This window comes from Pseudomonas sp. J380 (genome assembly GCF_009827115.1).
Lineage (GTDB): Bacteria > Pseudomonadota > Gammaproteobacteria > Pseudomonadales > Pseudomonadaceae > Aquipseudomonas > Aquipseudomonas paracarnis.
The window spans coordinates 581,707-595,902 of record NZ_CP043060.1 but is presented as its reverse complement, the minus strand read 5'-3'; the positions used below and the strand labels follow the sequence as shown (position 1 = coordinate 595,902).

Sequence of the window (14,196 nt, the reverse complement as noted above, 5' to 3'; positions counted from 1 at the left end):
CTCAATGCGCGCGGGTTCTTTGCGCGTTGGAAAAACCAAAACAACCCCAAGGAAGAAGCACCATGAAACTCCACTCCCCTGTCACTCGCCTTGCCCTGCTGGGCGCCTTGATCATCGGCGTCGCCGGTTGCAGCAATATCAAACCCACCGAAGATCATCTCAAGAAGCTTTCGGAAACCAATCTGGGCGAGCCGGTAAAACGTATTTCCAATGTGCGCAGCGACTCCATGACCACCTACTACGTCGCTAACACAGCCTCCGGCGAGTACAACTGCTCCGTGCCCAGCGGTGCGAGCGGCGGCGCGTTCGCGATTGCCAGCTTCGGCCTGATGAAGCCCGCGGCCTACTGCATGCCCAAGGGCGCCAAAGGCAATGGGTTGACGCCGTTCATGCAGTAATTTTTTCCTGACTGAGCTCACGCAGGGTGCCGCGCAGCTCCGCAGGGCGTACCGGTTTGGAGAGGATAGCGATCTGCCGATCATGCAACGCGGCCTGGATTTTCTCCACATCGTGCCCGGTGAGGATCAGCGCTGGCACCGCCCAGCCGCGTTGTTCGCGTAGCTGGTCGATGCATTCAATGCCGGTGGCATGGTTGCCCAGATCGTAGTCGGCAACGATGATGTCGCAGTCGCTGACCAAGCCCTGCCCCGTGGACTCGGCCTGCACCTCGCACCCCCAGCGCTCGAGCAAAGCTTGGGTGGCGAGCAGCACGTTGTAGTCATCCTCCACCAGGCACACTTTCAGACCGCTGAGCAGACCGGCCTGGCGAGCATCGTCACGCACTGCCGGTTGACGCGGCGCGGTGGCCAGGGCCAGGCCATGCAGACTCACTGAGGTGCCATGGCCCACCCGCGAACGCAGGCTCACCTGCAACCCCATCAACTGCCCCAGGCGCTTGACGATGGACAGCCCAAGGCCCACGCCTTCAACGTCCTTGTCACGCAGTTGGCGCACGCGATAAAACTCTTCGAAGACCTTTGACAGATGCTCCCTGGCAATGCCCCGCCCCTGGTCGTGCACCTCCACCACCAAGCCGTTATCGCGAACACGCACACCGATCAGCACTGGTCGTTGCGCGCCGTATTTGAAGCAATTGGAAAGCAGGTTCTGCACCATCGTTGCCAACATGGCCGGGTCGACCAGCACCCAGTGAGCGCCGGCGCGCAAGCGCAACTGCACTCCAGCCCAGCGCGCAGCCTCGGCGTTCTGGCGCACCAGGTCGGCGAGAAAGTCACCCAGGTGAATCACTTGGTATTTGGGCAACAGGCGTCCGTTGTCGAGGGTGTAAAGGTCGAGAATCGAACGAAACAATTGCGACACGTTAAGCAAAGAGCGGTCGATATTGTCCACCAGGCGCTGTTCGTCCTCCCCCAAGCGGGCTTCGCGCAAGCAGGCGGTGAACAGGCCGATGGAGTGGATCGGCTGGCGCAGGTCATGGCTGGCCTGGGCAAGAAAGCGCGACTTTTCCAGGTTGGCTGCGATGGCTTGCTCGGAAGCCTTGCGTGTGCGCTCCAACAGGATATGGGCGTACACCGGGATCACTGTGCTGGTGATCATCAGCATCAGCATCATGAAGGGTTGCGCCTGCCACAGCGGCGTGAGTTGGTACACGATCAACAGCGCCAGCAACGCCAGCCCCGTCGCGATTGCCAGGTAGCGCGAACCGTAGCGCATGCCGTTGCCCAGGTTCACCCAGACCATCACCGCATACAGCGGCAATGCCGCCTCACCGCCCATCACCAGGCCGAACGAAGTGCCCGTGTAGTCGTGGATCATGCCGAAGATCCGCCGCGCCGGATAATGCCCGGGCCAGCGTGCGATCACCTGGCGCAACACGATGGATGCCAGCAGGAACACGAAGATATACAGGATCACCGGCAGATAGGTGTCCAACGACTGCCCAGGCAAAAAGCCCAGCACGCCGATGTAAACGATAGCGATGCTGGCCACCACGATGCGCAGATTAGCCTGATCGAGTTCGGAGTTGGTCTCGGGGCTCATCGTCATATCCTTGACCTATCATCTGTAGGAGCGAGCTTGCTCGCGAAAAAACGTCAGCGACAACGCGTTTTACCTGGAAGTACGTGGTGCCTGGGCGTGCTTCGCGAGCAAGCTCGCTCCTGCGCCGACAGTAAATAAAGTAGCATGCCTCGACACAACCTGGCCCCAGGAAGGAGCTCACCATGACCGGCCGGATCATCATCGCCGACGACCACCCCATGTTTCGCGAAGGCATGGCGCGCACCGTGCAACGCTTGCTGCCCGACGCCCAGGTGCAAGAGGCCGGCGACCTGGCCACGGTGAATACGTTGCTGCGCGAGGCGGGCGAGGTCGATACCCTGATCCTCGATTTGCGCTTTCCCGGCCTGACCTGCATCAGCCAACTGGCCGAACTGCGCCAGCAACTGCGACGCACCACCTTGGTGGTGGTGTCGATGGTCGACGACCCTGCGCTGATCGAACAAGTCATGGCCTTGGGCGTCGACGGTTTTATCGGCAAGAACATCGCCCCGGACGAGATCGGCCAGGCGCTGCTGGCGATACGCGCCGGCGAAGTGCTGGTCAAGTTCGCGCCGTCGGGCCTGCTGCCGCTGGACACTCATACCCTTACCACCCGCCAGCAGGAAGTGTTGCGCCTGATTGCCCAGGGCAAGACCAACAAGGAAATCGCCAAGGCCCTGGATATCTCGCCGTTTACCGTGCGCATTCATGTGTCCTCCCTGCTGCGCAGTCTGAAGGTACCGTCGCGGGCGGCGGCGGCGGTGAAGTACTCCGGAGAGCTCTAAGCTGTTTGTAGGAGCGAGCTTACTCGCGAGAAAACCACAGGCGCCGCGTTGACTCAGAAAACACGCGTTAGCGTTGACGTTTTTCGCGAGCAAGCTAGCTCCTACAGCCCCCTCTGCATCCGATATTTATGCTCAATTCCCAACTTAATAATATTTTATTAATCACCGCCCGCCCCCTAACTTGACGTCATGCCCAAGCTGAATCCAACTGCATTACGCAAGGACAGACACATGACTCAAGCAATAACAAAAATAGACACGCTGGTGGTGGGCGCAGGTCAGGCTGGCGTGGCCATGAGCGAGCATTTGAGCAAGCAAGGCGTGCCGCACCTGGTGCTGGAGCGCAGCCGTATCGCCGAACGCTGGCGCACCGGGCGCTGGGACTCGTTGGTCGCCAACGGCCCGGCCTGGCATGACCGCTTCCCCGGTCTGGAATTCGACGACGTCCCTGCCGATGGCTTCGCGCCAAAAGAGCGTGTCGCCGATTACTTTGAAGCCTACGCACGCAAATTCAATGCGCCGATCCGCACTGGCGTGGACGTGACGTCAGTGGTACGTAACATCGGCCGCCCCGGCTTCACCGTGCACACCAGTGAAGGTGTGATCGAAGCCAACCGCGTGGTCGCCGCCACCGGGCCATTCCAGAAGCCCGTGATTCCAGGCATAGCGCCTACAGGCACGGCACTGCACCAGATCCATTCCGCCGACTATCGCAACCCAGGGCAACTGCCGGCAGGCGCCGTATTAGTGGTGGGCGCCGGTTCTTCCGGCGTACAAATCGCCGATGAACTGCAGCGCGCCGGTCGCCAGGTCTACCTGTCGGTAGGCGCCCATGACCGCCCGCCCCGCGCCTATCGCAACCGGGATTTCTGCTGGTGGCTGGGGGTTCTGGGCGAGTGGGACCAGGCGGCGATGAAACCTGGCCGTGAACACGTGACCATTGCTGTGAGCGGCGCCCACGGCGGCAAGACCATCGACTTCCGTGAACTGGCCCAGCAAGGCATGACCCTGGTTGGCCTGACCCAAGCCTTCGACGGTACGGTGGCGACGTTCCAACCCAACCTGGTGGAAAACCTGGCACGCGGGGATGAGAACTACCGGGCCCTGCTGGACGCGGCCGACGCGTATATCGAACGCAATGGTCTCGACCTGCCCCTGGAGCCCGAAGCACGTCGCGTGTTTCCCGACGCTGAATGCATCAAGCAGCCAATCCTGACGCTGGACCTGGCCCAAGCGGGCATCACCTCGATCATCTGGGCCACCGGGTTTGTCGTGGACTACAGCTGGCTACAGGTGGACGCTTTCGACGCCGCCGGCAAGCCGCAACACCAACGTGGTGTATCCAGCGAAGCCGGCATCTACTTCCTCGGTTTGCCATGGCAATCGCGGCGTGGCTCGTCGTTTATCTGGGGGGTGTGGCACGACGCCAAATACGTAGCCGACCATATCGCTATCCAGCGTCAGTACCTCGAGTACCGCGAAGCTGCGCCGGTTGCCCGCCAGACCCCTGTCAGCGCCTGATCACTTTTTCCTGGAGTTTTTTGATGCCTACTCACACTCGCATCCGCATGTTCAACACCAAAGAAACCTATCCCAACCAGAGCCTGGATAACGACCTGTGCCAGGCCGTGCGCGCCGGCAACACCGTGTATGTACGCGGCCAGGTGGGCACTGATTTCGATGGCAACCTGGTGGGCCTCGGCGACCCTCGGGCCCAGGCCGAACAGGCGATGAAAAACGTCAAGCAACTGCTCGAAGAAGCCGGCAGCGACCTCAGCCACATCGTCAAAACCACCACCTACTTGATCGACCCACGCTACCGCGAGCCGGTGTATCAGGAAGTGGGCAAGTGGCTCAAGGGCGTATTCCCGATTTCCACCGGGCTGGTGGTCTCGGCCCTGGGCCAGCCGCAGTGGCTGATGGAAATTGATGTGATCGCGGTTATCCCAGAGTAAGGAGGCTAGCCATGACCTTTTCAATCGTTGGCCGCTGCGCGGAAACCGGCCAGTTGGGCGTTGCCATCAGCTCATCAAGTATCGCCGTAGGCGCTCGCTGCCCATGGCTGCGGCCCGGCGTGGGCGCGGTATCGACCCAGAACATCACCTTGCCGGCCCTCGGCCCAGACGTGCTCGACGGGCTGGAACAGGGCCTGGCCCCAGACGATGCCGTCGACAAAGCACTCACCCGCAACGGCTACAGCCAGTATCGACAACTGACGGCGATAGACCACCTGGGCCGTAGCGTGCATTTCAGCGGCAGCCAGACCCTGGGTACCCATCACGCGGTATCGGGCGAGCAATGCGTGGCGGCGGGCAATATGCTCGCCGACCGTGAAGTCATCACCGCGATGGTCTCGGCCTTTGAACAGGGCGAAGGCCAGCTCGCAGACCGGTTGCTGGCAGCGATGCATGCCGCCATCGCCGCCGGTGGCGAAGCCGGTCCGGTGCATTCCGCCGCGCTGGTGGTGGTGGGCGAGTTGACTTGGCCGATCATCAACTTGCGCGTGGATTGGGCCGACGAAGCGCCGATTGGCGAATTGCAAAAACTCTGGGACGCCTACCGCCCACAGGTACAGGACTATATCGATCGCGCCCTCGCCCCCGACCGCTCCCCCGGCTACGGCGTGGCCGGAGACGAGCGATGAGCCGCAGCCGCGACCTGCTGGAAACGCTGGTGGGCTTCGACACCACCAGCCGTGAGTCCAACCTTCAGTTGATCGAGTTTGTGCGCGATTACCTGGCCGGGTTTGGTATCGCCAGCGAGTTGGTCTACAACGCGCAACGCACCAAGGCCAACCTGTTTGCCAGCGTCGGCCCGGTTGAGCTGCCAGGTATCGTGCTGTCGGGGCATACCGACGTGGTGCCAGTGGATGGGCAACCCTGGACCCTGCCGCCGTTCACGTTGACCGAGCGTGACGGCAAGCTGTTCGGGCGCGGCACCGCCGACATGAAGGGGTATATCGCGTGCGTACTGGCGTTGGTACCCGCACTGGTCAAAACACCGTTGCGCCTGCCGGTGCATATCGCCCTGTCCTACGATGAAGAAGTCGGATGCCTGGGCGTACGCTCATTGCTCGCTGTTCTGGAACAGCGCCCGGTGAAACCCATGCTGTGCATCATCGGCGAACCGACCGAACTCAAACCGGTGTTGGGTCATAAGGGCAAGTTGGCAATGCGCTGCGACATACAGGGTCAAGCATGTCATTCGGCGTATGCGCCCTCGGGGGTGAATGCGATCGAACATGCCGCCGATCTGATCTGCGAACTCGGGCGCATCGGCCAGCGCTTGCGTTCGCACCAAGACCCACGTTTCAACCCACCTTTCAGCACGGTACAGACCGGCCTGATCAGTGGTGGCAAGGCATTGAACATCGTCCCGGCCGATTGTCGCTTTGACTTTGAAGTACGCGCCCTGCCCGCCTCGGACCCCGCTGAAGTCGCTCAAGAACTGCAAGCGTACGCCATGCAGCAGGTACTGCCGCGTATGCAGGCGGTCAGCAAGCAGAGCTCCATTCGGTTCACAGAGCTGTCGGCCTACCCGGGGCTGGTCACGGATGAGCACAGCCAGGCGGCGCAGCTGATTGCGGCGTTTTGCGGCTCGCAAGCGTTCGGCACCGTAGCGTTTGGCACCGAAGGCGGGCTGTTTGATGCGGCAGGCATTCCCACCGTGGTATGCGGGCCCGGGAGCATGGAGCAGGGGCATAAGCCGGATGAGTTTGTGAGCGTAGCGCAATTGGCGGGATGTGATGCCATGTTGGGGCGCATGCTGGACTCGATCCGCTGAGCCAAACACTGCTTCCACAGACAATGCAAATGGATCGTGTTGGATCAGGCAGATAGGGGTCGGCTGGGGGCCATCATCGCAGGCAAGCCAGCTCCCACAAAAGGCCAGCCTCCAGTCAGACCAGCTCCCGAGCAAGAAACGGCGCAGTCCGGCTGGTCTTGCTCTTGGCCACCTTCTGCGGCGCCCCACACGCCACGACTCTCCCGCCCAAGTCCCCTGCTCCCGGCCCGATATCAATCACCCAGTCACTTTGGGCCACCACGCGCATTTCATGCTCCACCACAACCACCGTATGCCCCGCATCCACCAACTGGTTCAGTTGGCTGAGCAAACGATCGACGTCCCTGGGGTGCAACCCGGTGGTCGGCTCGTCCAGCACATACAAGGTGGCGCCCCGGGCATTGCGTTGCAACTCGGTAGCGAGCTTGATGCGCTGTGCCTCACCGCCAGACAACTCGGTGGCCGGCTGCCCGAGGCGCAGATAACCCAGGCCGATATCGCGCAACACGACTAACGAACGCAGGATGCCCGGCTGCTCGGCAAACACCTGCACCGCTTGCTCCACCGTCAGCCCCAGCACCTGGGCGATGTTCAAGCCCTGCCATTTGATCGCCAGGGTGTCGGGGTTATAGCGCGCGCCGTGACAGGTCGGGCATGGCGCGTACACGCTGGGCATGAACAGCAATTCAACGCTGACAAAACCTTCACCCTCACAGTTCGGGCAACGGCCCTTGGCGACGTTGAAGGAGAACTGCCCGGCATCGTAATTGCGTTTCTTGGCCGCTGGCGTGGCGGCAAACAGTTTGCGCACGTTGTCGAACAGCCCGGTGTAGGTCGCCAGGTTGGAACGCGGCGTGCGGCCGATGGGCTTCTGGTCCACCTGCACCAGGCGCTGAATGTGCTCGAGCCCGGCGCTGATGCGCCCGCCACTGGCTTGCGGTGCAGCATCTTCCAGGCTCGGTTCATCGTCGCTTTCCAGCACACGCCCCAGGCCCGTGCCCACCAATTCCAGCAGCGCCTGGCTGACCAGGCTGGATTTGCCCGAGCCGGAAATCCCCGTCACCGCGGTGAAACAGCCCAGCGGGAAATCCACGTTCAAATCTTTCAGGTTGTTTCGCGTCACGCCTTTGAGCTTCAGCCAACCGGCCGGCTCGCGGCTTGGCACATTGGCCGGGCGAGGTGAGGCAAACAGGTATTCGCGGGTCTGCGAGGCCTCGACATCCGCCAACCCTGCGGGCGGCCCGCTGTACAGCACTTGCCCGCCATGTTCGCCGGCAGCCGGGCCCACGTCGATCAGCCAGTCGGCGCGGCGCATGGTTTCCAGGTCATGTTCCACCACAAACAGCGAATTGCCCGCGGCCTTCAAACGATCAAGCGCGGTGAACAATGCTTCGCCATCCGCCGGGTGCAGGCCCGACGAAGGCTCATCGAGCACATAAATAACACCGAACAACTGCGAGCCCAATTGGGTAGCCAGGCGCAGACGCTGCAGTTCCCCGGACGACAGGGTCGGCGTGCTGCGCTCCAGGGACAGATAGCCCAGGCCCAGTTCGATCAAGGTGTTGACCCGTTCGAGCAGGTCCTGGGCGATGCGCTGGGCCGCCAGGCGTTTTTCCACCGACAGCTTCATCGTGTCGTGCCCCGCGGCCACCGGCTGCAGCAACTCGGCCAATTGCGCCAGGGACAATTGCGACAGCTCACCGATATCCACCCCGGCAAACTTCACCGACAACGCCGCCTGGTTCAGGCGTTTGCCCTTGCACAATGGGCAGGCACTGCCTTGCATGAACTGCGATACACGCTTTTTCATCAGCGCGCTTTGGGTGTGGGCGAAGGTGTGCAGGATATAGCGCCGAGCGCCGCTGAAGGTGCCTTGGTAACTGGGCTCCAACTTGCGTTTCAACGCCTCGCGGGTCTGCTGCGGGGTGAAGCCGGCGTACACCGGTACGGTGGGGGTTTCTTCGGTGAACAGGATCCAGTCGCGCTGCTTTTTCGGCAGCTCGCGCCACGGGATGTCCACGTCATAACCCAGGGTCACGAGGATGTCGCGCAGGTTCTGGCCCTGCCACGCCAACGGCCAGGACGCCACTGCACGCTGGCGGATGGTCAAGGACGGATCGGGCACCATCAGCGCTTCGGTCACTTCATACACGCGGCCCAGGCCGTGGCATTGCGGGCACGCGCCCTGGGGCAGGTTCGGCGAGAAGTCCTCGGCATACAACATGGCCTGCCCTTTCGGATAGCGGCCGGCGCGGGAATAGAGCATGCGGATCAAGCTCGACAAGGTGGTGACACTGCCCACCGACGAGCGCGCACTGGGTGTACCCCGTTGCTGTTGCAGGGCCACGGCAGGCGGCAAGCCTTCGATGCTGTCTACGTCCGGCACGCCGACCTGGTCGATCAAGCGCCGCGCATAGGGCGCCACCGATTCGAAATAGCGGCGCTGGGCCTCCGCGTACACCGTGGAAAACGCCAGGGACGATTTGCCGGAGCCAGACACGCCGGTAAACACCACCAGGGCGTCCCGGGGAATATCCACATCGACATTGCGCAAATTATGTTCACGGGCGCCACGCACCCTGACAAAGCCCGTTTGCCGGGCGGTGAGCGGTGGGATGTTGCGCTGTGAAGTCATGGGCAACCTTGTCTTGCGCTTAGCACCCTGCGCACGCGTTGGGTCAGGGCATCGGGGCTGTAGGGTTTGCTCAGCAGGTGGATATCGGCGCTGAGCAGATGATTGGAAGACAGAATGTCGCGGGTGTGGCCCGAGGTAAACAGCACCGGCACCGGCGGGTTCTGCGCGCGGGCCCAGGTGGCCAGGTCGGTGCTCTTGACCCGACCCGGCATCACCACATCGGTGAAGATCAGGTCCGGCGACACGCCGCGCTGCAACACTTGCATCGCGCGGTCGCCATCCTCGGCGGTCAGTACGGTATAACCCGACTGCTGCAGCAACTCGACCACCGTCAGGCGCACGCCTTCGTTGTCCTCGACCACCAGGATGGTTTCCTGGCCGCCGCCTTGCAGGTCCGCATCACTGTAGTCGTCGAGGCATTCAGGCTCCAGGCAGTGGGGGAAATACATCTGCACCACCGAGCCCTTGCCCTCCTCGCTCCACATGTCCACGTGCCCGCCACTTTGGCGCACAAAACCGAACACCATGCTCAACCCCAGGCCGGTGCCGTGGCCTTCGCGCTTGGTGGTAAAGAAGGGTTCGAATGCGCGCTTGAGGGTCGCCTCGGACATGCCCACGCCGGTGTCGGCCACTGCCAGGCGCACGTATTCGCCGGGCTTGATGCTTTTACCGATGCAATCGTCCGGGTTGAGGATGACGTTTTCCCCGGTGATACGAATCACACCCTCGCCTTGCATGGCATCGCGGGCGTTGATCGCCAGGTTGAGCAGCGCGTTTTCCAGCTGGTTGCGGTCGACATTGATGCACCAGGAGTCCTGGGGCAGTTGCACGTCGATATGGATGGTTTCCCCCAACGCCCGTTGCAACAGCTCGCCCAGGCCGGCGTAGATGCGCTGCGGGTTGTACACCGCCGGAGACAAGGGCTGGCGACGGGCAAAGGCCAGCAGTTGCGACGACAGCTTGGCCCCTCGCTCCACGGCGGCGATGGCCGCGGTGACGCGACGTTGCACCTGACAATTGTCCGGCTCATGCCGGGCGAGCAAATGCAGGTTGCCGGCGATCACTTGCAGCAGGTTATTGAAGTCATGGGCCACGCCACCGGTCAGGCCGCCAATCGCTTCCAGCTTCTGTGACTGGCGCAACTGGTCTTCTGCGGCAGACCGCGCCTGCACTTCAGCGGCTACGCGTTGCTCCAGATTATGGGTGAGCTCCTGGCGCACCCGCTCGGACTTCACCAGTTCAGTGGTTTCCACCACAATCGCCAGCACCCCGGCCGGCTGTTGGTTGTCCCCGGCCACGGGGCTGTAATAGAGGTCCAGCCATACGCTTTCCGGTTGGCCGTGACGCGATAACACCAGCTCCTTGTTATTGAACGACAAGGTACCGCCCGCCAGGCACGTATCCACCACATGCCGATTGAACTCGGCCACTTCCGGCCAGCCCAGTTCTACCGGAGTGCCCAAGAGGTAGGGATGGCGCCCGCCGGCAAATACCGAATAGCTGTCGTTGTAGATCATGTACCCCGCCCGCCCCCACAGCATCACCATCGGCACGGGTGAGGCGAGCATCATTTGCACGGTGCAAGCCAGGCTCGTGGACCACTGATCCAAGGGGCCAAGGTCGGTACTTGACCAGTCGAACGTGCGAATCCGCTGGGCCATTTCGCCGGCCCAGCCTTCACAGCCATGGGGGTTGGATAAAAATTGCATGATTGGGCTCTGTGCAGGGACAAGACAGTCGCAAGTTTTGGAGCGCGCCAGCGGTGGATGGTTTCATCCTGAACACAGAGGAATGCACAAACCCCTGGAACTCAATGAAAATCCCGGCTGCGCACCACCATTCCATCCAGCAACGGCGTCAAATCGGTGAGGCGCCCCGCGATCAAATGCCGCACCTCACCTACCGCCTCCCAACGGCCGTCCACCTTGAGCAAACGCGAGCCCACCAGCGCCTGGCGCTGACGCTCGGCCAGGTCGCGCCAGACCACCACATTGAGGTTGCCGAACTCATCCTCCAGGGTGACAAAGGTCACGCCGCTCGCCGTGCCTGGGCGCTGGCGGCCAGTGACCAGCCCGGCGATGCTCACGTTGCGCCCATGTTCCACCGTCAGCAACTCCTGGGAACTGCGGCAGCGGCGCCGGCGTAACTCGGCGCGCAATAGTGCCAGGGGATGGGGCCCCAGGGTCGTACCGAGGGTGGCGTAATCGGCGTGCAAATCTTCGCCTACCGTGGGCTCGGGTAATGCCACCCGCGTTTCATCGGGGCTCGGCAGGCCGGCAAACAAGCCCAGTTGCTGATGCACACCGGCCACGTCCCAGCGCGCCTGATGGCGGTTGCCGGCCAGGGCGCGCAAGGCCCCGGCATCCGCCAACAGCGCCTGGGCACGCGTATCCAGCCCGGCGCGCGCGTCCAGGTCAGCGATGTCGTTGAACCGCCGCTGCTGCCTCGCCGCTTCGATACGCCGCCCGTCGTCCTCGCGAAACCCCGAGATCATGCGCAAGCCCAGGCGAATCGCCGGTTGCTGGCCGTCGATGGGCTCCAGGCTGCATTCCCAGTCGCTGGCCTGCACATCCACCGGGCGGATCTGCAAGCGATGGCGCCGGGCGTCCTGCAGGATCTGGTCCGGGCTGTAGAAGCCCATGGGCCAGCTGTTGATCAGGGCGCAGGCGAAGGCCGCCGGCTCATGGCATTTGAGCCAGCAACTGGCATAGGTCAGCAAGGCGAAACTGGCGGCGTGGGACTCCGGGAAACCATAGCTGCCAAAGCCTTTGATCTGCTCGAAAATCTGCGCGGCAAAGGCTTCGGTGTAGCCATTCTTCAGCATGCCGGTGCGCAGGCGCTGCTGATGGGGCTCTAGGCCGCCGTGGCGTTTCCAGGCGGCCATGGAGCGGCGCAACTGGTCGGCCTCGCCGGGGCTGTAGTCGGCGGCGACCATGGCGATTTGCATCACCTGTTCCTGGAACAGCGGGATGCCCAGGGTGCGTTTCAATACGGCCTCCAGTGCGGGCGAGGGATAGGTTGTGGGCTCTTCATTGTTCCGCCGACGCAAGTACGGATGCACCATGCCGCCCTGGATCGGCCCAGGCCGCACAATGGCAACCTCGATCACCAGGTCATAAAACGTCTGCGGCTTGAGCCGGGGCAACATCGACATCTGCGCCCGCGACTCGATCTGGAACACACCGATGGTGTCGGCCTTGCTGATCATGGCGTAGGTGGCCGGGTCTTCCTTGGGAATCGTGGCCAGGCTCAAGTCCCGGTGGCGATGTCGGCGCAGCAAATCGAAGCAGCGGCGGATCGCGCTGAGCATGCCCAGGGCAAGGATGTCCACCTTGAGCAAACCGACGGCGTCGAGGTCGTCTTTGTCCCACTGGATAATGGTGCGCTCGGCCATGGCCGCATTTTCCACCGGCACCAGGGTGTCCAGCGGGTATTCGCTGATCACAAAGCCGCCAGGGTGCTGGGACAGGTGCCGCGGAAAACCGATCAGTTGCTGGGTCAACGTCAAGACACGCCGCAGCAGTGGGCTGTCCGGGTCGAAGCCGCTTTCACGCAGGCGCTCCAACGGCGGCGCCTCATCGCTCCAGCGCCCGCAGCAATCGGCCAAGGCGTTGATCTGGTCCGCCGGCAGCCCGAGGGCCTTGGCCACATCACGTACCGCGCCCGTGGCGTGGTAACTGCTGACTACCGCCGTCAAGGCTGCACGGGTGCGGCCATAGCGCTGGAACACGTATTGCAGCACCTCTTCGCGGCGCTCGTGCTCAAAATCCACGTCGATGTCCGGCGGCTCGTTGCGCTCTTTGGACAGGAAGCGCTCGAACAGCAGGTTGGTAAGGCTCGGGTTGATTTCGGTGATGCCCAGGGCAAAACACACCGCCGAGTTAGCCGCCGAACCACGGCCCTGGCACAGGATCGAACGGCTGCGGGCGAAACGCACGATGTCATGCACCGTAAGGAAATAGCTTTCGTAACCCAGCTCGCTGATCAGCTGCAGTTCACGATGGATTTGCTGCAAGGTCTTGTCGTCGATGCCTTCGGGCCAGCGCTGGGCGATGCCTTCTTCGGTGAGGGTGCGCAGCCAGGATTGGGCGTCATGCCCCGCGGGTACCAGCTCGCGTGGATAGTGATAGCGCAACTGGCCGAGGTCGAAGGTGCAGCGCCGCGCGAGGGCGAGGGTTTCATCCAGCAAGGCCTGGGGGTACAGCGCCGCCAGCGCGTCGAGGCTGCGCAGGTGGCGTTCGCCATTGGGGTGCAGGCGCGTGCCAGCTTCGGCCACCGGCACGTGGTGACGGATGGCGGTCATGGTGTCTTGCAGGGCACGGCGGCCTCGCGCATGCATATGCACATCGCCGCAGGCCACGGCAGGGATTTGCAGGCTGTGGGCCAGTTGCAAGCGCTGTTGCAGATGGCGCGCATCGTCCTGCCCACAGTGCAGGTGTACCGCCAGCCACAGGCGCTGGTCGAAGGTGCGGCGCAGCCAGTCGAGGCTGGCCTGGGTGTCGCGGTCTTGCGCCACCCACAACGCCAACAGGCCGGGCAACGGTTGCTCGAAATCTTCCTGTAGCAGGCGATAACTGCCCTTTTCAGCCCGACGCCGGGCCAGGGTGATCAGCCGGCACAGGTGCTGGTAACCGCTCAGGTTCTCCACCAGCAGCACCAGTTTCGGGCCATTTTCGATGTGCATTTCGCTGCCGATAATCAACGGCAAGTCCACGGCTTTGGCGGCTTGCCAGGCACGCACGATGCCTGACAGCGTGCATTCATCGGTAATCGCCAGGGCGCTGTAGCCTTGGCGCTTGGCGCGCTCGAAAAGCTCCAGCGCACTGGAGGCACCACGCTGGAAGCTGAAATTGGACAGGCAGTGCAGCTCGGCATAATTCATGCGCCCCCACCCCCTGTTGTAGGAGCGAGCTTGCTGTGGCGAGGGAGCTTGCTCCCGCTGACTGCGCAGCAGTCTCCGGCTTTTATTGGGGGCGCTACGCACCCCAGCGC

General features: G+C 62.8%; 10 protein-coding genes. 6 read left to right on the top strand and 4 right to left on the bottom strand.

The genetic code is table 11. The features are described 5' to 3' along the window. The first annotated feature begins 62 nt into the window (after positions 1-62). Positions 63-398, top strand: a complete 336-nt coding sequence (locus FXO12_RS02845; protein WP_044273082.1) for a hypothetical protein — start codon at positions 63-65, stop codon at positions 396-398. On the opposite strand, the gene FXO12_RS02840 is transcribed toward FXO12_RS02845, so the two are convergent. Continuing rightward, complete coding sequence (locus FXO12_RS02840) at positions 388-2,001, bottom strand: hybrid sensor histidine kinase/response regulator (protein WP_057974859.1); 1,614 nt, start codon at positions 1,999-2,001, stop codon at positions 388-390. The genes FXO12_RS02845 and FXO12_RS02840 overlap by 11 nt on opposite strands. Positions 2,002-2,183: 182 nt before the next feature. Between FXO12_RS02840 and FXO12_RS02835 the strand changes: the two genes are divergently transcribed. The 5 genes from FXO12_RS02835 (at position 2,184) to argE (ending at position 6,569) form a co-directional block, all read left to right on the top strand. Continuing rightward, positions 2,184-2,786, top strand: coding sequence for a response regulator transcription factor (locus FXO12_RS02835; protein ID WP_034126113.1), 603 nt, complete (start codon positions 2,184-2,186; stop codon positions 2,784-2,786). 189 nt (positions 2,787-2,975) lie between these two features. Continuing rightward, positions 2,976-4,307, top strand: coding sequence for a flavin-containing monooxygenase (locus tag FXO12_RS02830; RefSeq protein WP_372241968.1), 1,332 nt, complete (start codon positions 2,976-2,978; stop codon positions 4,305-4,307). Positions 4,308-4,330: 23 nt separating this feature from the next. Beyond that, the gene (locus FXO12_RS02825; RefSeq protein WP_014718154.1) at positions 4,331-4,741 is read left to right on the top strand and encodes a RidA family protein; all 411 of its coding nucleotides are present in this window, start codon (positions 4,331-4,333) and stop codon (positions 4,739-4,741) included. Positions 4,742-4,752: 11 nt separating this feature from the next. Then, entirely contained in the window at positions 4,753-5,430 is a 678-nt protein-coding gene (locus FXO12_RS02820) for a DUF1028 domain-containing protein (RefSeq protein WP_054898520.1), read from the top strand. Then, the gene (argE, locus tag FXO12_RS02815; protein ID WP_054917132.1) at positions 5,427-6,569 is read left to right on the top strand and encodes an acetylornithine deacetylase; all 1,143 of its coding nucleotides are present in this window, start codon (positions 5,427-5,429) and stop codon (positions 6,567-6,569) included. The genes FXO12_RS02820 and argE overlap by 4 nt, the downstream gene beginning before the upstream one ends. 115 nt (positions 6,570-6,684) lie before the next feature. Here argE and uvrA read toward each other — a convergent pair whose 3' ends face one another. The 3 genes from uvrA to FXO12_RS02800 all read right to left on the bottom strand — a co-directional run bounded on the left by uvrA (position 6,685) and on the right by FXO12_RS02800 (position 14,086). Next, positions 6,685-9,204, bottom strand: coding sequence for an excinuclease ABC subunit UvrA (uvrA, locus tag FXO12_RS02810; RefSeq protein ID WP_057974861.1), 2,520 nt, complete (start codon positions 9,202-9,204; stop codon positions 6,685-6,687). Further along, a complete protein-coding gene (locus FXO12_RS02805) occupies positions 9,201-10,913 on the bottom strand; it encodes an ATP-binding protein (RefSeq protein WP_054917134.1) in 1,713 nt (570 codons plus the stop codon). Before FXO12_RS02805 ends, uvrA begins: the two co-directional genes overlap by 4 nt. Before the next feature lie 101 nt (positions 10,914-11,014). Next, positions 11,015-14,086 carry an error-prone DNA polymerase gene (locus tag FXO12_RS02800; RefSeq protein WP_057974862.1) on the bottom strand — a complete coding sequence of 1,024 codons (3,072 nt, stop codon included), beginning with the start codon at positions 14,084-14,086 and terminating at the stop codon, positions 11,015-11,017. Positions 14,087-14,196 lie beyond the last annotated feature (110 nt).

What these genes read in the sequence shown, in the direction of transcription:
- FXO12_RS02845 (WP_044273082.1), top strand. Translation starts at nt 63, where the DNA reads ATGAAACTCCACTCCCCTGTCACTCGCCTTGCCCTGCTGGGCGCCTTG.
- FXO12_RS02840 (WP_057974859.1), bottom strand. Translation starts at nt 2,001, where the DNA reads ATGAGCCCCGAGACCAACTCCGAACTCGATCAGGCTAATCTGCGCATC.
- FXO12_RS02835 (WP_034126113.1), top strand. Translation starts at nt 2,184, where the DNA reads ATGACCGGCCGGATCATCATCGCCGACGACCACCCCATGTTTCGCGAA.
- FXO12_RS02830 (WP_372241968.1), top strand. Translation starts at nt 2,976, where the DNA reads ATGCCCAAGCTGAATCCAACTGCATTACGCAAGGACAGACACATGACT.
- FXO12_RS02825 (WP_014718154.1), top strand. Translation starts at nt 4,331, where the DNA reads ATGCCTACTCACACTCGCATCCGCATGTTCAACACCAAAGAAACCTAT.
- FXO12_RS02820 (WP_054898520.1), top strand. Translation starts at nt 4,753, where the DNA reads ATGACCTTTTCAATCGTTGGCCGCTGCGCGGAAACCGGCCAGTTGGGC.
- argE (WP_054917132.1), top strand. Translation starts at nt 5,427, where the DNA reads ATGAGCCGCAGCCGCGACCTGCTGGAAACGCTGGTGGGCTTCGACACC.
- uvrA (WP_057974861.1), bottom strand. Translation starts at nt 9,204, where the DNA reads ATGACTTCACAGCGCAACATCCCACCGCTCACCGCCCGGCAAACGGGC.
- FXO12_RS02805 (WP_054917134.1), bottom strand. Translation starts at nt 10,913, where the DNA reads ATGCAATTTTTATCCAACCCCCATGGCTGTGAAGGCTGGGCCGGCGAA.
- FXO12_RS02800 (WP_057974862.1), bottom strand. Translation starts at nt 14,086, where the DNA reads ATGAATTATGCCGAGCTGCACTGCCTGTCCAATTTCAGCTTCCAGCGT.